9 protein-coding genes are annotated in these 16684 nt (G+C 68.2%); 7 read left to right on the top strand and 2 right to left on the bottom strand.

Features of this window, described 5'->3' with window-relative positions; translation table 11 throughout:
* Positions 1-3: 3 nt before the first annotated feature.
* From H512_RS0104705 to H512_RS0104685, 5 genes are all read left to right on the top strand, one after another.
* Positions 4-477, top strand: coding sequence for a cytochrome c-type biogenesis protein (locus H512_RS0104705; protein WP_026782494.1), 474 nt, complete (start codon positions 4-6; stop codon positions 475-477).
* Positions 478-618: 141 nt separating this feature from the next.
* Positions 619-2136 (top strand): Do family serine endopeptidase, encoded by a 1518-nt coding sequence (locus H512_RS0104700; RefSeq protein ID WP_026782493.1) that lies wholly within the window; start codon positions 619-621, stop codon positions 2134-2136.
* A 307-nt stretch (positions 2137-2443) separates the two neighbouring features.
* Positions 2444-3163 (top strand): response regulator transcription factor, encoded by a 720-nt coding sequence (locus H512_RS22495; RefSeq protein WP_053239550.1) that lies wholly within the window; start codon positions 2444-2446, stop codon positions 3161-3163.
* Entirely contained in the window at positions 3142-4527 is a 1386-nt protein-coding gene (locus H512_RS0104690) for a sensor histidine kinase (protein WP_026782492.1), read from the top strand. The genes H512_RS22495 and H512_RS0104690 overlap by 22 nt, the downstream gene beginning before the upstream one ends.
* A 129-nt stretch (positions 4528-4656) precedes the next feature.
* Positions 4657-7614 (top strand): bifunctional [glutamine synthetase] adenylyltransferase/[glutamine synthetase]-adenylyl-L-tyrosine phosphorylase, encoded by a 2958-nt coding sequence (locus H512_RS0104685; RefSeq protein WP_026782491.1) that lies wholly within the window; start codon positions 4657-4659, stop codon positions 7612-7614.
* Positions 7615-7623: 9 nt separating this feature from the next.
* On the opposite strand, the gene H512_RS22490 is transcribed toward H512_RS0104685, so the two are convergent.
* Positions 7624-10068, bottom strand: coding sequence for a sensor histidine kinase (locus tag H512_RS22490; RefSeq protein ID WP_084798301.1), 2445 nt, complete (start codon positions 10066-10068; stop codon positions 7624-7626).
* 228 nt (positions 10069-10296) lie between these two features.
* The gene (gene pepN / locus H512_RS0104675) at positions 10297-12945 is read right to left on the bottom strand and encodes an aminopeptidase N (protein WP_026782490.1); all 2649 of its coding nucleotides are present in this window, start codon (positions 12943-12945) and stop codon (positions 10297-10299) included.
* A gap of 354 nt (positions 12946-13299) precedes the next feature.
* Between pepN and H512_RS0104670 the strand changes: the two genes are divergently transcribed.
* Both H512_RS0104670 and H512_RS27570 read left to right on the top strand, forming a co-directional pair.
* Positions 13300-15507, top strand: a complete 2208-nt coding sequence (locus H512_RS0104670) for an anthranilate synthase (RefSeq protein WP_026782489.1) — start codon at positions 13300-13302, stop codon at positions 15505-15507.
* Positions 15508-16270: 763 nt separating this feature from the next.
* Entirely contained in the window at positions 16271-16630 is a 360-nt protein-coding gene (locus H512_RS27570; RefSeq protein WP_245585345.1) for a hypothetical protein, read from the top strand.
* The last annotated feature ends 54 nt before the right edge of the window (positions 16631-16684 follow it).

Here is a 16684-nt window from a genome sequence, read left to right as displayed (position 1 = left end):
CCGATGCGCTTCGCTGCTGCCTTTGCCCTCATCCTCGCGCTGGCCGGCCCGGCCTTTGCCGTCGATCCGTCCGAACGGCTGGCCGATCCGGCGCTTGAGGAGCGCGCCCGCGTCGTCTCCGAGGAACTGCGCTGCCTCGTCTGCCAGAACCAGTCGATCGACGCCTCGGACGCCCAGCTCGCCAGGGACCTGCGCGTCCTGGTGCGCGAGCGCATCGCCGCCGGCGACAGCGACGACGAGGTGCGCGACTTCCTGGTTGCCCGCTACGGCGAGTTCGTGCTGCTGAAGCCGCGCGCCCACGGCGTCGGCCTCATGCTGTGGGTGCTGCCGCCGGCCCTGTTGCTGATCGCCGGCCTCGGCCTGTTCCTCGCCGTCCGCCGGCGGACCGCCATACCGGCCGGAACAAGACTCACCGCCGAGGAGGAGGCAGCGCTGAAAGCCTTGTCGCAGGAAGGGGATGGGAAACCAACCCCTTGAAATATGGCAGCTTTTCGGCGGGCTTTCTTACAAAAGTTTAATCCGGCCGCAATCTTCAGGTTAGGAGCGGGGTGGCTATATCTCCTCCATCGAAACCGGAACGGTCCGGTTTTCCGAGGCTCATTTCCTGGAGATCGTTCCATGCTCAGGACTTCCAACAAGTCGGCCACCTCCCGCGTCAAGGCGCTGCTGCTCGGGTCGGTCTTCGCACTGGCGCTCGGCGGCATCGTCGCCGGCGAGACGGCGTTCATCTTCGGCAACACGGCGCAGGCGCAGAACCTGTCGGAGCCGCAGAGCCAGCCGGTGTTCTCCTTTGCCGACATGGTGCAGCGCGTCCAGCCGGCCGTCGTCTCGATCCGCGTCAAGACCGACGAGACCGTTGCCCAGCGCGGCGACAACGACGGCCTGCCGCCGGGCCTCACCCCCGACAGCCCGTTCTACGACTTCTTCAAGCGCTTCGGCATGCCGGGCATGCCCGGCAACCGCAACGGCGGCCCGCAGCACCGCTACGGCATGGCGCAGGGCTCCGGCTTCTTCATCTCGGCCGACGGCTACGTCGTCACCAACAACCACGTGGTCGAGAACGCCACCGACGTGAAGGTGGTCACCGACAACGGCACCGAGCACGCCGCCAAGGTGATCGGCACCGATCCCAAGACCGACCTGGCGCTGGTCAAGGTCACCGACGGCAAGGACTTCCCGCACGTCTCCTTCGCGGCCAACGAATCGCGCGTCGGCGACTGGGTGGTGGCGGTCGGCAACCCGTTCGGCCTCGGCGGCACGGTGACCGCCGGCATCATCTCGGCCCGCGGCCGCGACATCGGCGCCGGCCCCTACGACGACTTCCTGCAGATCGACGCGCCGATCAACAAGGGCAACTCCGGCGGCCCGGCCTTCAACGCCGGTGGCGAGGTGATCGGCGTCAACACCGCCATCTACTCGCCGTCGGGCGGTTCGGTCGGCATCGGCTTCGCCATTCCGGCGCGCACCGCGCAGCAGGTGGTCGCCTCGCTGATGGAGAGCGGCAAGGTGGTGCGCGGCTGGCTCGGCGTGCAGATCCAGCCGGTGACCGAGGAGATCGCCAGTTCGATCGGTCTCGACAAGGCGCGCGGCGCCATGGTGACCGAGCCGCAGGACAACTCGCCCGCCGCCAAGGCCGGCATCAAGTCGGGCGACACCATCCTGTCCGTCAACGGCCAGGATGTCGAGGACGCCAAGGATCTTGCCCGCAAGATCGCCGCCTATCCGCCGAAGACCACGGTGGACGTCACGCTGTGGCGCGACGGCAAGGAGAAGGCCGTCAAGGTCGATCTCGGCGAGCTGCCGAACGAGCAGGCGGCCAACGCGCAGTCGAACGACAGCGGTGATACCGACCATACCTCGCTCGGCGACTACGGCCTGACGCTCGCCCCGGCCGACGCCGCGGGTGCCGGCGACCGCGGCGCCGTCATCACCGACCTCGACCCGAACGGCAAGGCGGCCGATCGCGGTCTCAAGGAGGGTGACGTCATCCTGGAGGCCGGCGGCCAGACCATCGCCGGGCCGCATGACGTGTCGAAGGCCCTGACCGCCGCCGAGAAGGCCGGCAAGAAGGCGATCCTCCTGCGTGTGAAGTCTGGGGACAGCGTGCGCTTTCTGGCGCTGCCTCTCGGCAAGTGAACCGCTAGCCGCTAGCCGCCAACGGAGCGAACCTGGCATCTGAACCCGACCCACATCGGGCGCCGGAACAAGTGCCAGGTTCGAGAACTCCAATAATAACAATAAACTGCCAGTGGTTCCCTTGACTCCGACATCTGCACCGGGCCTCGTATCGGCCGGCTGCCAGTGTCGGAGTCGAACCGCTGGTCGTACCGGCGGGCGGGCTCGGCGCCTCGCCGGTACGCGCCTTCCCCGCAACGCTTTTCCCTTGCGCCGGTCGTCGCCGGCGCTAAATCATTGTCATTGAACCCTTTGCGGACCAAACGACATGCGTATCCTGGTGATCGAGGACGACAGGGAAGCGGCAGCCTATCTCGTCAAGGCGCTGGACGAGATGGGACACGTTGCCGAGCACGCCGCCGACGGCGACGCCGGTGCCTTCATGGCCGAGGAGGGCGGCTACGACGTGTTGATCGTCGACCGCATGTTGCCCAAACGCGACGGCCTCTCCGTCATCGAGGACATGCGCAAGCGCGGCGACCATACGCCGGTGCTGGTGCTCTCCGCCCTCGGGCAGGTCGACGACCGCGTGCGCGGCCTCAGGGCCGGCGGCGACGACTATCTCACCAAGCCCTACGCCTTCACCGAACTGCTCGCCCGCGTCGAGGCGCTGGCCCGCCGCAACCGGCCGGCCGACATCGAGACCACCTACCGCGTCGGCGACCTGGTGCTCGACCGGCTGTCGCACACGGTGACGCGCGCCGATGCCGAGATCCCCTTGCAGCCGCGCGAGTTCCGCCTGCTCGAATATCTGATGCGCAACGCCGGGCAGGTGGTCACCCGCACCATGCTGCTGGAGAACGTCTGGGACTATCACTTCGATCCGCAGACCAACGTCATCGACGTCCATGTCTCCCGGCTGCGCGGCAAGATCGACAAGGGGTTCGAGAAGCCGCTGCTGCACACCGTGCGCGGCGCCGGCTACATGATCCGCGAGGCCGGCCCTGACAGGGGCGGGGAGGCTGCATGGGCGCGCTCGGGCGGCTGATCCGCACCACGGCCTTCAAGCTGTCGCTGGTCTATCTCGTCGTCTTTTCCGGCCTGACGCTGTTCCTGACCGCCTATATCGCCAACAACACCGCCGACCTGCTCGATTCCCAGATCAACGACACCATCCAGAGCGAGATCAACTCGCTGTCCGATCAGTATGAGCGCGGCGGCCTGAGGCAGCTGGTCAGCGCCGTCGATCTCCGCAGCCGGCGGCCGGGCGCCAGCCTCTATCTCGTCGCCGACTCCTCCGGCCGCACGGTGGTCGGCAACGTCGCCGACCCGCCGCTGTCGCTGCTCGGCCTGTCCGACGGCGCCGCCACCACCGTCTCCTACCAGCGGCTCGACGGCGAAACGAGCCGCCGCTACGACGCGGTGGTCAGGGTGTTCGCGCTGCCCGGCGGCTTCAAGCTGCTGGTCGGCCGCGACATCGGCGAAATCAGCCAGTTGCGGTCGCTGATCTTCGACGCCTCCCGCTATGCCATCATCGTCATGGTGCTGACCGGCTTCGTCTCCTGGTTCTTCGTCGGCCGCTCGGTGCTGAAGCGCGTCGAGAACATGGCCGAGACGTCGCGCCGGCTGATGTCCGGCGACCTCACCCACCGCCTGACGGTCAAGGGCTCGCACGACGAGTTCGACAATCTCGCCTTGAGCCTCAATGAGATGCTCGACCGCATCGAGGCGCTGATGACCGGCCTGCGCGAGGTGTCCGACAATATCGCCCACGATCTCAAGACGCCGCTCAACCGGCTGCGCGGCCGCCTGGAGGAGACGCTGCGGCGCGGCGGGCCGGTGGAGGACTATCGCGAGGCCATCACCTCGGCCATGGAAGAGGCGGACAACCTGATCCACATCTTCGACGCCCTGTTGAAGATCGCCCGCATGGAGGCGGGATCGTCGGGCGACAGCTTCGAGGCGCTGGACGCCGCCGGCATCCTCGACGAGATCGTCGAACTCTACGAGCCGGTGGTGGAAGACGCCGGCGGCCGCCTGACGCTGGAAACGGCGCGGCCTCTGCCGCTGAAAGGTAACCGGACGCTGCTGAGCCAGGCCTTGTCCAACCTGATCGACAATGCCATCAAGTACGGCCAGCCGGAGGGCGGCGGGCTGTCGATCGCGCTGACCGGCACGGTCGAGGACGGCGAGGTCTGCCTCAGCGTGGCCGACGCCGGCCCCGGCATTCCCGAGGCCGACCGGCAGAAGGCGCTGTCGCGCTTCGGCCGGCTTGATGCCGCGCGCAGCCGGCAGGGGTCTGGCCTCGGCCTGTCGCTGGTGGCGGCGGTGGCGCGCCTGCACGGCGGGCGGTTCATGCTCGGCGACGCCGGGCCGGGTCTCAGGGCCAGCCTCCATCTGCCGAGGGTCTAGAGAAAATCCGGCGAAAAATCGGAGCCGGTCTTGCGTCCGGAATTGCGCTAGAACAGCGAGATAGGAAACTCTCGGGGAGCCTGGTCGCACCGGAAATGCTCCGGGAACACCGGATGGATGGAGCGGGCGATGGCGGATGCGGGGCAGGGGAACGACGGCGCACTCAAGGATCGCATCGCGATCATTCCCCCCGAAGGACCGGACATCGCCATCGCCGCCTCGCTGCTCGACGATTGCCTGAACGGGCCGGCCGGCGAGGCGCTGGCCGCGCTGTTCGCCGCCGCGCCGAAAGCGCGCGACTTCCTGCTGGCCGTCGCCTCCAACAGCGCCCACCTCAGGGAATCGGCGACACGCGACGGCGAGCGGCTGCGCCGCGTTCTGTCGAGCGATCCGGCGGTGCTGGTCGACGGCCTGATCGCCTCGCTGGCCGAGCCGGCCATCGACGAGCCGTCGCTGCGCCGGCATCTCCGCCGCGTCAAGGCCGAGGCGGCGCTGGCTATTGCCCTCGCCGACATCGCCGGCGCCTGGGACGTCATGGAGGTGACCGGCGCCCTGACCCGGCTCGCCGACGCCGCCATTTCCGCCGCCCTCCGCTTCCTGCTGCGCGAGGCCGACGCCGCCGGCAAGCTCAGCCTGCTAGACCGCGACGACCCCGAGCGGGATTCCGGCTGGATCATCCTCGCCATGGGCAAGGAAGGCGCCTTCGAACTCAACTATTCCTCGGACGTCGACCTGATCGTCTTCTTCGACCCGGCCGTGGTGCCGGCCGCCGACAAGGACGACCTGACGACGCTGTTCGTCCGCCTGACGCGCCGCCTCGTCGCCATCCTGCAGGACCGCACCGCCGACGGCTACGTCTTCCGCACCGACCTGCGCCTCAGGCCCGACGCCGGCGCCACACCGCTCGCCATGTCGACCACGGCGGCGCTGATCTACTACGAGAGCGCCGGCCAGAACTGGGAGCGGGCGGCGATGATCAAGGCGCGGCCGGCCGCCGGCGACATCGCCGCCGGCGAGCGCTTCCTGTCGGAGCTGCGGCCCTATGTCTGGCGCAAGTATCTCGACTACGCCGCCATCCGCGACATTCACTCGATCAAGCGGCAGATCCACGCCCACAAGGGCCACGGCGAGATCGCCGTCGCCGGCCACAACGTCAAGCTGGGGCGCGGCGGCATCCGCGAGATCGAATTCTTCGTGCAGACGCAGCAGTTGATCGCCGGCGGCCGCAACCCCGACCTGCGCGGCCGCCAGACGCTGCCCATGCTCGACGCGCTGGTCGCCCAGGGCTGGCTCGACGAGCCGGCGCGCGATCTCCTGGCCGAGGCCTATCGCTTCCTGCGTCGCGTCGAGCACCGCATCCAGATGCTCAACGACGAGCAGACCCACACGCTGCCCGACGACGCCGAGGGGCTCGCCCGCGTCGCCCATCTGATGGATTTTGCCAACCCCGACGACTTCGCCGCCGCGCTGACGGAGCGGCTGGTGGCGGTCAGCGACCAGTACTCCGCGCTGTTCGAGGAGGAGGCCGACCTCTCCTCGCAGCATGGCAACATGGTGTTCACCGGTAACGACATCGACCCCGGCACGCTCGACACCTTCACCCGGCTCGGCTTTGCCCGGCCCGAGGACGCCATCCGCATCGTCGCCTCCTGGCACTTCGGCCGCTATCCGGCCATGCGCTCGGCCCGCGCCCGCGAACTGCTGACCGAGATCACGCCGCGCCTGATGGTCGCCTTCTCGGAAACCGAGGCGCCGGACGCCGCGCTGCTCGCCTTCGATCACTTCCTCGCCCGCCTGCCGGCCGGCGTGCAGCTGTTCTCGCTGATGTCCTCCAACCAGCCGCTGCTGACGCTGCTTGCCATGGTGATGGGCAACTCGCCTTATCTCGCCGACACCGTGGCGCGGCGGCCGCACGTCGTCGACGCGTTGCTCGAACCGCAGTTCTTCGGCGCGCTGCCGGGGCGGGTCGAGCTGACGCGCCGGCTCGACGCCTTCTTCGGCGAAGCGACCGGTTATGAGGACGTTCTCGACCGCGCCCGCATCTTCGCCCAGGAGCAGAAGTTCCTGATCGGCGTGCGCGTCATCACCGGCACCGCCGCCGCCCGCCAGCTCGGCCAGAGCTTCTCCCGCCTCGCCGACCTGTTGCTCGGCCGCGTGCTCGACGCGACGTCCGCCGAGCTGGAGCGCCGGCACGGCCGCGTGCCGGGCGGCCGCGTGGCGCTGGTCGCCATGGGCAAGCTCGGCAGCGAGGAACTGACGGCGGCCTCCGACCTCGACCTGATCCTGCTCTACGACCACGAGCCGGAGGTGACCGAGAGCGACGGTATCAGGCCGATCTCGCCGGCCCAGTATTACGCCCGCCTGACGCAGCATTTCGTGACGGCGATCACCGCGCCCACCGCCGAGGGCACGCTCTACGAGGTGGATTTCCGCCTGCGGCCGTCCGGCAACGCCGGGCCGCTCGCCACCCGCCTCGACGCCTTCGCCCGCTACCAGCGCGACGAAGCCTGGACCTGGGAGCACATGGCGCTGACCCGCGCCCGCGTCGTCGCCTCGACCGGCGGCCTCGGCGAGGCGGTCGAACGGGTGATCGCCGAGACGTTGTCGCGCCGCCGCGATCCCGACAAGGTGCGCAGCGACGCCGCCGACATGCGCGCCCGCCTCGAACAGGAAAAGGGCTCGACCGATCCCTGGAACCTCAAGCGAGCGCCGGGCGGCCTCGTCGATCTGGAGTTCATCGCCCAGACGCTGCGCCTCAACAACGACTGGCGCGAGCCGGCCATCCGCCTGCGCAACACCGAGGCGATCCTGCTCACCGCCGCCACCCACGGCCTCATTTCGCCGGCCCACCGCGACGTGCTGCTGCCGGCCATCCGCCTGTTTGGCGATCTGACGCAGGCCCAGCGCCTGACGCTGCCGGTCAAGGCGTCGGTGGCGGAAGCGCCGCGCGGCGTCCACGACGTGCTGTGCCGCGTCGCCTCGGCGCCGTCGCTGCCCCAGCTTGAAGCGGAACTGCGCGAGCGGCAGGCGGCGGTGCGCGAGGCGTTCACGGAGATCGTCGGGCCGGTGGTGCGCCGCAGCGAGTGAGGCCGACCTTCAGTGGACGGTGCGGCGCGGCCCGGTGAAAGCCTCGGGCGCCGCGACCACCCGCGGATAGGCGGTGCCGGCCGGAGCGGTCTGCGACGTCGTCACGGCGGCGGTGCCGTCGCTGGCCGTCGGCGCGGCGATGCGCGGCATCGAGACGGTGACCGTCGTTCCCGATCCCTCCACCGACTCGATGGTCATGTGGCCGCCATGCAGCCCGACCAGCGATTGGGCGATGGCGAGGCCAAGGCCGGAGCCGGGATGCTTGCGTGTCAGCTGGTTTTCCACCTGCACGAAGGGCTTGGCGATCTGGTCGAGCGAGACGGCGGGAATGCCGATGCCGGTATCGCTCACCGAGAACAGCACGTTGTCGCCGAGCTGCCGTGTCCGCACCGTCACCGTGCCGGCGGCCGGGGTGAACTTCAGCGCGTTGGACAGGAGGTTGAGCGCCACCTGCTTGACGGCGCGGCGGTCGGCCACCATCGGCTCGGCGGCGGCGAAGTCGGAGACGAGGGCGATCTGCCGCGCCTCGGCCTGCGGCGACATGATGCGCACGCACTCGCCCAGCACCTCGTCGACCACCACCGATTCCAGCGCCAGGTTGACCCGGCCGGCCTCGATCTTCGACATGTCGAGAATGTCGGAGATGACGTTCAGCAGGTAGATGCCACTGTCATGAATGTCGCGGCAGTAGCCGGTGTACTTGTCCGAGCCGAGATCGCCGAACATGCCGGACATCATGATATCCGAGAAGCCGATGATGGCGTTGAGCGGCGTCCTGAGTTCATGGCTCATCGAGGCGAGGAATTCCGACTTGGCCCGGTTGGCCGCCTCGGCGCGCGCCTTTTCCTCGGCGTATTTCTCGGCCAGCTCGACGAGCTGCGTCGTCTGGAGCTGCATCTTGTGGCGATGCTGGCGCAGGTCGGCGACGGTGGCCATCAACTGCCGCTCGCTTTCGAGGAGGTTCTCCTCGTGGCGCTTGAGCTGCGTGATGTCGGTGCCGACCGACACGAAGCCGCCGTCCTTGGTGCGGCGCTCGTTGATCTGCAGCCAGCGGCCGTCGTCGAGCCGCGCCTCGTAGGACCGCTCGCCGCCGGACAGCGAATAGCGCAGGCCCTCGCTCGACACCTTCGGCTGGCGGGCCGCCGCCATCACCTCGGCATAGGGCGTGCCGGACTTGACGACGCCGTCCGGAAGCTGGTGCAGGCTCTGGTATTTCGAGTTGCACATCACCAGCCGGTTCTCCGAGTCCCAGATGACGAACGCCTCGGAGATGGTGTCGATGCCGTCGCGCAGGCGGATGGCCGCCGTGGCGTTCTCCTCGGCCAGCGTCTTCTGCTCGGTGACGTCGACGGTGATGCCGATCAGGTGCGGCGAGCCGTCACGGTCGCGGACCACCTCGGCGCGCATTCGGAGCCATACCCAGTCGCCGCCGGCGTGGCGGATGCGGAACTCCAGGTCGACGGCCGGCTGGCCGGTCTCCAGAAGATCCTTGGCCAGCTCGTAGAGATCGACGTCGTCGTCGTGGATCATCGCCTGCAGGTCGTGGAAGCCCATCAGGTCGGAGTTGGGCTCCATGCCGAGGATGACGTACATCGACGGCGACCAGAACAGCCGGCCTCGCGCGAGGTCCCAGTCCCAGAGACCGCAGCGGCCGCGGCGGAGCGCCGTGTCGACGCGCGCCTGCGTGGCGTTGTAGATGCGGTCGGCCTCGCGCGCCCGGCTCATCTGGGCGAAGAAGGCGTAGACCACGGCGATCAGGATCAGCGACGTACCGACGAACAGCACCGCCGTCATGGTGACGTCGTGCCGCCAGCCGACGTAGACCTGGGCGAGCGGCTGGTAGACGGCGACGGTGCCGCGCTCGCCGGAAAGGTTGCGCACCGTGGCGAGCGCTTCGGTATCGTTCGACAGCGTCACGTCCAGCACGCCGGCCCGCTTGCCGAACACCAGCATCGGCTGGTCGGCGCCGAACAGGTCGGCAAGATTGCCGCTGCCGGCGAAGGCGCCTTCCGGCGCCGTCGCCCGGATGTTGCCCTTGGCGTCGGCGAACAGGATGACGCGGCCGTCGCTGGTCGCCGACGGCGGCAGGCTGTCGCGCAGCGCGGCGCGCATGACGCCGGAATAGCCGCCTTCGGCCTTGTCGAGCGAGGGATGGGCAGAGAGGTCGGCGTCGAGCGCCTCGGCCAGCAGCGCCACCATGTCCGAGGCGGCGCGATAGGTGTCGGTGCGCTGATCGAGCAGGTTGGAGACGTGGAAGATGCCGCCGAGCAACAGGAACAGCGAGATCAGCACCGGGATCGAGCGGCGGAACAGCGGCTCGGCCTGGAGAAGGCGGAGATAGGAGGGGCGGACCAAGAGGCCGGCGTGACCCTTGAGGATGCTCTCGGTCTCGGCGTCGCCGAAAAAGCGCGCCCTCCACGTTGCCGACCCTCTTCCGAGGTCGTTGCCCGCCATGTCGTTGCCCCGCCGCATGTTGTTGGGGAACGCAAAACACCCCCGAATCAAGGGCAGTTTGAATCATGCGGAATCGCTCTGTCCATAGGTTAAGGAGCGCTGAATCCGCTTTTTGAATCCGTGCCGACGAATGGGGCGGCTTGTGACATTCCTGCCGAGTCGCCTGGGGAAAACGGGCGGTAGAAACACGGAGGGGAGGGCCGGCCGAACGGCCGGTCCTCCCATTCCCTACGCCAGCGTGCGCTCCAGGATGTCGGCGACGTCGCGCGACAGCTGCGGCTTGATCTGGATCGAGCGCAGCGCCGTCTCGGCCTGGACGCGCCGCTTCGGCTCGTAGGAACGCCATGAGCGGAAGCTGACGAGCAGCCGCGCCGCCAGCTGCGGATTGGCGTCGTCGAGCCGCGCGATGACGTCGGCGACGAAGCCGAAGCCCCGGCCGTCGGCCCGCCCGAACTGGGTGGGGTTGGCGGTGGCGAAGGCGCCGATCAGCGCCCTGACGCGGTTGGGGTTGCCGAAGGAGAAGGCCGGATGCCGGGTCAGCTCCATCACCTTGTCGAGCGTCTCCGGCAGCGGCGCCGACGCCTGCGCCGACAGCCACTTGTCGACGACGAGCGGCACCTCGCCGAAGCGGGCGAAGAAGGCGGAGAGCGCCGCCTCGGCGCCGGCGTCGCCGCGGTGGACCAGAATGGTCAGCGCCGCCAGACGGTCGGTCATGTTGGTCGCCGTCTCGAAGCGCCGGCGCACCAGCGCCATCGCCTCGGGCGAACCGGTCATGGAAAGGAGGTCGAGCGCCGTGTTGGCGAGTGAGCGGCGGCCCGAACCGGCGGCGTCCGGCACGTAAGGCTCTCCGGCTGCCGCCTCGTCGGCGTCGAGAACCGCCCGGAAGCGCGCTTCCAGCCGGGCGGCGATGGTGCGGCGATAGGCATGATGGGCGGCCGCCACGGCGTCGGGATCGACGTTCTCGCCGACCTCGCGCGCCACGTCGTTCTCGCTCGGCACGGCGATCAGCAGCGCCTTGAAGGCGGCATCGAGAGCCGGGTCGTCGAGGAGGCTGCCAAGCGCGTCGATCGGCGCCGTCTCGAAGGTCGGAGCCTGGCCGGCGCGCACCTGCTGCGTCGCCTTGACCAGCGCCGTCATGGCCAGCGTGGTGCCGGCCTGCCAACGGTTGAAGCTATCGGCGTCGTTGGCCAGCAGGAAGATCAGATCGCCTGACGACAGCGACTGCCGCACCTTCACCGGCGCCGAGAAGCGGCGGAACAGCGACGGCACCGGCCGCGACGGCAACCCCTCGAAGACGACGGTGTGCGACGGCTGCGTCAGAATCAGCGTGTCGCCGTTCACTTCGGAGCCGGAGATCGAGGTTGGCCGCATGTCCTCGCCGCCGGGGCCGACCAGGCCGAAGCGCACGGGAATGACGCGCGGCTTCTTCGTCTGCTGGCCGGGCGTCGCCGCCGTCACCTGGGCGAGCGTCAGCGTGTAGCGCCGCGCCGCCTCGTCCCAGCTCTCCTCGACCGTGACGATCGGTGTGCCGGCCTCGCGATACCAGACCATGAACGGTTCGAGATCGCGGCCGGATGCCTCGGCGAAGCAGGCGACAAACTGCTCGATCGTGGCGGCTTCCCCGTCGTGGCGGGCGAAATAGAGGTCCATGCCGCGTGCGAAGGCGTCGTCGCCGATCAGCGTCTTCAGCATGCGGATGACCTCGGCGCCCTTCTCATAGACGGTCGCCGTGTAGAAGTTGTTGATTTCCTTGTACTGCTCCGGCCGCACCGGATGGGCGAGCGGGCCGCCGTCCTCGGGGAACTGCTGGCTGCGCAGCAGGCGGACGTCGGAAATGCGCTTCACCGCCCGCGAGCGCATGTCGGAGGAGAACTCCTGGTCGCGGAAGACGGTGAGGCCCTCCTTGAGACAGAGCTGGAACCAGTCGCGGCAGGTGATGCGGTCGCCGGTCCAGTTGTGGAAATACTCGTGGGCGATCACCGCCTCGATGCCGGCATAGTCGGTGTCGGTGGCGATCTCCGGATCGGCCAGCACGTATTTGTCGTTGAAGACGTTGAGGCCCTTGTTCTCCATCGCCCCCATGTTGAAGTCGGAGACGGCGACGACGTTGAACACATCGAGATCGTATTCGCGGCCGAACACCTCCTCGTCCCACTTCATCGAGCGCTTGAGCGAATCCATGGCATAGGCCGCCTTCGGCGCGTTGCCCTTCTCGACATAGATGGCGAGCTTGACCTTGCGGCCGCTCATCGTCGTGAAATCGTCCTCCAGGGCGTCGAGGTCGCCGGCCACCAGCGCGAACAGGTAGCTCGGCTTCGGCCAGGGATCCTGCCAGACGGCGAAGTGGCGGCCGTCGGCCAGCTCGCCCGACGACACCGGGTTGCCGTTGGACAAGAGGATCGGCGCCTCGGCCTTCGGCGCGGCGATCCGCACCGTGAACACGGAGAGCACGTCCGGCCGGTCGTAGTAATAGGTGATGCGGCGGAAGCCCTCGGCCTCGCACTGGGTGCACCAGGTGCCGGACGAGCGGTAGAGGCCCATCAGCTTGGTATTGGCGGCCGGATTGAGGCGGGTGGTGGTCTCCAGGCGGAAGCTGCCGGCCGGCGGCGCCTTGATCGTCAGCCGGTTGGCGCTCGCCTCGTAGTCGGTCGATGCGAGTTCGCGGCCGTCGAGGACGACGCGCACCAGTTCCAGCTCGTCGCCGTCGAGAACGAGCGGCTCGCCGGCGGCGGTGCCGGGCCGCGGCGAGAGGACGAGCACGGCGGTGACCAGGGTGGTTTCGGGCGTCAGGTCGAAATCGAGATCCACCGTGTCGATGGCGTAGGGCGTGGGCCGATAGTCGGCGAGACGGATGACGGGAGACGATGACTGGGACAAGGCGATACCTGTTTGCTGGGAAATGCGGCGCAGGGCGCCAAAATCGGGTGGGCCGGATGCGGCCGGCGATGCAAGGTTTGTAAGATCGATCGGAGGAAATGCAAACTCCTCTTTGCGAATGTGTCGCGATGTTGATCGGCTTTACAAGCCGCGCCGCTTCGCCTATGGGAGAGAGCATGAACGGTTCTATCGCCCTGAATGCCGCGTGGTGGTGGCGCTTCTCGTAACGAGAGCGGCCGACGCGGTGTGTCCAGGCGGGACGAATTGAGCGAGGGCTGCTCCGGGAGACCGGAACGGCCCTTTTTGTTCAGGGTGTCCGAGCGGTCTCTCCGGGTGGCGACAGGGGAGATGGCAATGATCAAGCGCGACGCGGAAGCCGGCCCGTCCGGCAATAAAGAGTCCTTCGTCACGGCGGGCGGCGTCGAGGTGGCGCGAAGCGCCCGGCCCGACCACTACAAGACGGCGATATCAGGCTATTTCGACAAGCTGGACACCCGGCGCGGCGCCGTCCTCTCCTCCAACTACGAGTTTCCCGGCCGCTATTCGCGCTGGGACATCGCCTTCGTCGATCCGCCGGTGGCGATCACCGCCCGCGGTCGCGCAATGACCATCGAGGCGCTCAACGCGCGCGGCCGGGTGCTTCTCCCCGCCTTTGCCGCCGCCGTGCGCGGCCCCGACCTCGCCACCCTCACCGTAGACGACCGGCTGATCTCGCTGGAAGTCGCCGCCCCGGCCGGCCTGTTCGCCGAGGAGGACCGCTCGCGCCAGCCGTCGGTGTTCTCGGTGCTCCGCCGCATCATCGCCAAGTTCGCGACGCCCGAGGACGACAGGCTCGGCCTGTGGGGCGCCTTCGGCTACGATCTCGCCTTCCAGTTCGACAGCGTCGACTTCAAGCTGCCGCGTCCTGACGACCAGCGCGACCTCGTGCTCTATTTCCCCGACGAGATCGTCATCGTCGACCACCACCGCGCCGCCGCCACCGTCTATTCCTACGACTTCGTCGTCGAGGGCAAGCTCACCGTCGGCCTGCCGCGCGACGGCGAGACGCTGCCCTTCGAGGCGAGCGACCGCGATCCGGGCCGCGGCGACCACCGGCCGGGCGAATATGCCGCCTCGGTGGCCGACGCGGTGGAGTATTTCCGGCGCGGCGACCTGTTCGAGGTGGTGCCGGGCCAGGTGTTCTACGAGAAGCCGGCCGCGCCGCCGTCGGCCATCGCCCGTCGCCTGCAACAGATCAATCCGGCGCCCTTCGGCTTCATGATCAACCTCGGCAACGCCGAATACCTGGTCGGTGCCAGCCCCGAGATGTTCGTGCGCGTCACCAACGGCAAGCGCGTCGAGACATGCCCGATCTCCGGCACCATCCGGCGTGGCCGCAACGCCATCGAGGATGAGGAGCAGATCCGCCGGCTGCTCAATTCCAAGAAGGACGAGGCCGAGCTGACCATGTGTTCGGACGTCGACCGCAACGACAAGAGCCGCATCTGCGAGCCCGGCTCGGTGCGTGTCATCGGCCGCCGCCAGATCGAGATGTACTCGCGCCTCATCCATACCGTCGACCATATCGAGGGCCGCCTGCGCGACGGCATGGACGGCCTCGACGCCTTCCTCTCCCACGCCTGGGCGGTGACGGTGACCGGCGCTCCGAAGCTCTGGGCCATGCAGTTCATCGAGGATCACGAGAAGAGCTGCCGCGCCTGGTATGGCGGCGCCGTTGGCGCCCTCCTGATGAACGGCGACGTCAACACCGGCCTGACGCTGCGCACCATCCGCCTGAAGGACGGCATCGCCGAGGTGCGGGCCGGCGCCACGCTGCTCTACGATTCGGTGCCGGAGGAGGAGGAGAAGGAGACCGAGCTGAAGGCGTCGGCGATGATCGCCGCCATCCGCGAGGCCGGCACGGTGCCGGTCGTCGCCGCATCGGTGATGCGCGAGGCGGTCGGCACCGGCGTCAAAGTGGTGCTGGTCGACCATGAGGACAGTTTTGTCCATACGCTCGCCAACTACTTCCGCCAGACCGGCGCCTCGGTGAAGACGCTGCGCGCCGGCAAGGGGCGTGGTATCGACCCCGCCCTGATCGCCGCCGAGCAGCCCGATCTCGTCGTCATGTCGCCGGGGCCCGGCAACCCCTCGGACTTCGAGTGCGCGAGGACGATTGCTGCGGTGCGCCAGCTCGGCCTGCCGGTGTTCGGCGTCTGCCTCGGCCTTCAGGCGATGGTCGAGACCTATGGCGGCAAGCTCGCCCGGCTCGACACGCCCTATCACGGCAAGCCGTCGAAGGTCGCGGTGTCGGCCAACTCGCTGCTGTTCGCCGGCCTGCCGCCCGAGATCGTCGTCGGCCGCTATCACTCGCTCGCCGCCGACCGCCCGCACCTGCCCGAAGCGTTCCGTGTCACCGCCGAAACCGACGACGGCGTGATCATGGCCATCGAGCACGCAAGCGAACCGCTCGCCGCCGTGCAGTTCCACCCGGAATCGATCATGTCGCTGTCCGGCGATGCCGGACATATCATCGTGGAGAATGCCATCCAGGGTTTAGTTCGTTTCCGCTTAAACACCTAGTCTATAAATTTGCTGGTCCATCGTCCAACGATGCGTGCCCAATCGCGGTGGCGGCCGGGGTGGGGCAGCGGCGAATATCGGTGGGTGAGGAGGTGCCGGCCGGCTGCGGAGCCGATATGGAGGCTCCATCAAGGGGGCAGGGCGCCGCGCATTCGTTTGGGCAGGTAGTGTTTCGTTAAGTTTATCAACGGGATGGATGGCTAAGCCGGCGTTCTTTCATGGCGGGTGCGGCGTTGTTGCAAGGATGTCGCACTTGCTGGGGGAATCTGGACTTTCTGCCACGATATCGACAAAAATGTGCAAGGGGCAACTTTTGGTGCTGGAAGATTGCCCGCGAAACGCTATCATAAAAATTGCGACAACGTTGCTGGCTCAACTCGTCGCGGGGTTAGCAGCCCCTTTCCGCGGTTTCGCGGACTAGCGGTCCAAAACAACTAGAGGGCGCAAGCCCTCTTTTTTTGGGCGGATGGTTCCGGTGCCCGCCGGCTCGCCGTGGCGGCTCCCCGGCGGCCCGATCGCCTGTCTATCCACCCAACCGCGCTGCTCGATCCTTTCCTTTCCACGCTCCCGAGCCGTCGCGCGCTAAAAATGCGGGGCAGAGATAAGGGCGACGGTTTGCGTTCGCCAGTTTGTGCTCGTAGGGGCGTATGACGCTCCAGCAACGGGCCAATCTCCATGCCGGACATGTCAGCAGGAGAACTCGGCGCGACCGATCGCGCGAGGCACGTCTCGGACGACACCCGCCGCTCGGCGCGCATGAGGCTTGGCCGAGAGCGGCCGCTGTTACTTCTGCTTCGGCGCGCCTTGCGCCGCCGCCTGCCCGACCTCGATCGACATTCCCCTGGTCATCCGCAAGATCGGCACGGGCAATGTCGACAATGCCATTGAAACCATCGCCTCCGCCAACATCCTTGGCGGCATGCGCCCGCGTCTATCCCGCCGGAACGCCGTGCGAGGAGACCTGCATGGGCGACGTCGCCGGGGACAGACCTGTCCGTATCGGCCTCCCACGCCGCCCATGTATGGCCACGTGCCGGCTACCTACCAGCCGCGGGGTGGCTGTCGGTGGCGCCGGCCCGGCCGGCCTCGCCTGCCGCCAGGAGTTGGCGCTGCGGGGGCATGAAGTGACCATCAACGGGCCCGCGGCCTCAACGAGTTCGGCATCGCCGCCTACAAG

This window comes from Pleomorphomonas koreensis DSM 23070 (genome assembly GCF_000425185.1).
GTDB lineage: Bacteria > Pseudomonadota > Alphaproteobacteria > Rhizobiales > Pleomorphomonadaceae > Pleomorphomonas > Pleomorphomonas koreensis.
The sequence above is the reverse complement of the archived record's forward strand: the minus strand, read 5'-3'. Positions and strand labels throughout refer to the sequence as shown.

Coding starts and splice junctions, on each gene's coding strand:
- H512_RS0104685 (WP_026782491.1), top strand. CDS start 4,657: ATGGCGGATGCGGGGCAGGGGAACGACGGCGCACTCAAGGATCGCATC.
- H512_RS0104700 (WP_026782493.1), top strand. CDS start 619: ATGCTCAGGACTTCCAACAAGTCGGCCACCTCCCGCGTCAAGGCGCTG.
- H512_RS0104670 (WP_026782489.1), top strand. CDS start 13,300: ATGATCAAGCGCGACGCGGAAGCCGGCCCGTCCGGCAATAAAGAGTCC.
- H512_RS22495 (WP_053239550.1), top strand. CDS start 2,444: ATGCGTATCCTGGTGATCGAGGACGACAGGGAAGCGGCAGCCTATCTC.
- H512_RS0104690 (WP_026782492.1), top strand. CDS start 3,142: ATGGGCGCGCTCGGGCGGCTGATCCGCACCACGGCCTTCAAGCTGTCG.
- H512_RS22490 (WP_084798301.1), bottom strand. CDS start 10,068: ATGGCGGGCAACGACCTCGGAAGAGGGTCGGCAACGTGGAGGGCGCGC.
- H512_RS0104705 (WP_026782494.1), top strand. CDS start 4: ATGCGCTTCGCTGCTGCCTTTGCCCTCATCCTCGCGCTGGCCGGCCCG.